This window comes from Moorena sp. SIO3I6, from assembly GCF_010672095.1.
In genome coordinates, this window is the sequence record NZ_JAAHHU010001350.1 from 1 (window position 1) to 1,401 (window position 1,401).

At 46.1% G+C, this 1,401-nt stretch carries 1 protein-coding gene and 1 pseudogene; both read left to right on the forward strand.

The genetic code is table 11. The features are described from left to right. Positions 1-100 precede the first annotated feature (100 nt). Positions 101-551 (forward strand): annotated as a pseudogene (locus F6K49_RS49230) (transposase); the annotation flags it as partial. 473 nt (positions 552-1,024) lie between these two features. Then, positions 1,025-1,401, forward strand: a 377-nt coding sequence (locus tag F6K49_RS49235) for a reverse transcriptase N-terminal domain-containing protein (RefSeq protein ID WP_293110039.1), incomplete at its 3' end; no start/stop codon positions are given.

The window sequence follows — 1,401 nt, forward strand, 5'->3', positions numbered from 1 at the left end:
AGTTACCGCAAGAAGAGTGCAGCCTTTATAGTTGGTAGGCTATGCATCAAAGGTAACAGGTTTTGTTGTAAGGCTGCACTCTTCTAAGGTTTCGTCTCCGGCACGTTGCGTAATCCGGTCTAACGACTTGGTCGCCTATGTTCGCGAAGCGTGCCGTAAGGCAAGATCTGAGGGTCAAAAACCTGGTTAGAAACCATTGTCTAGCTAAGTCTATTAATGATGCAGGTTGGTATAACTTTCGGGAGTGGATAGAATATTTCGGGCAGAAGTTTGGTCGGGTTACCGTTGCAGTGAATCCGGCTTACACAAGCCAGAATTGTTCTAACTGCGGCGAGGTAGTCAAGAAGTCATTATCAACTCGAACCCATGTTTGTAAATGTGGGTGTCGGCTAGACCGCGACCACAATGCCGCCAAAAATATCCTAACTAGAGCCTTGAGTACCGTGGGGCACACGGGAACTTTACGTGCGGCCTGTTTCAACCAGGAGACTCTGAAAACAGAGAGGTATGGGTTGAGAGTCAAGGGGAAAACAACCCCAAAGCTTAACTGATGATTCAATGGATGCAGGTGCAAACCCTAGCCCCCTAGAGGATGGGTGACTCCTTATCTGACCCCACCGAGTAGGCGACATCCTACAGAGTGAAGCGGGTATCAGGGCGCAATCAGAACCGACGCAGGTAGGTATCACTGGCGCTAAAAGGGAGATGGCATGGATAAACATACTCTAGAAAAGCGTCTAATCCCGGCAATCCAACCTGGGAACCACTAGTGGAGAAGCAACTACCATATAACCTCACAGAGTTTTGTAAAGGACATCTGTAATCCTTGAGGCGGTAGTAGGCGAAATGAGTAGTCCTAAACCATCATATAAATCTAATCATCGGAACAGGTAAAAACGACAGCAACTGGGTCTAAGGAACGGTCGAAACCTTAGTAAGGAATGTCTAACTTAATCCCCACTGTCGGGTAGGATGCCACCAAAACTGGTGGCGGGTATTCAGAAAACACAAATTGGAGAAGAGCATGGTTAGACGCCACGACCGAAAGGAAGCGAGCGAACTCTGGAAAAGTCAAAATTGGAAGAAACTCCGCAAAGACTTATTCCGCCTACAAAGACGAGTGTTCAAAGCAGTTCGAGAAGGCGACATTGGTAAAGCAAAGTCTCTACAGAAACTGATAATGAAATCCCGCGCAGCACAAATGTTGGCTGTCCGTCAAATAACGCAACTAAATCAGGGTAAGAAAACCGCAGGAATCGATGGAGTTAAATCCATGGATTACTACGAAAGAGTAAAACTCGTAAAAAGATTGCAGAAAGAAGGAAACAACTGGATGCATTCAGGATTACGAGAAATCCCTATACCAAAGAAGAATGGTAAAACCAGAATTCTAAAGGTACC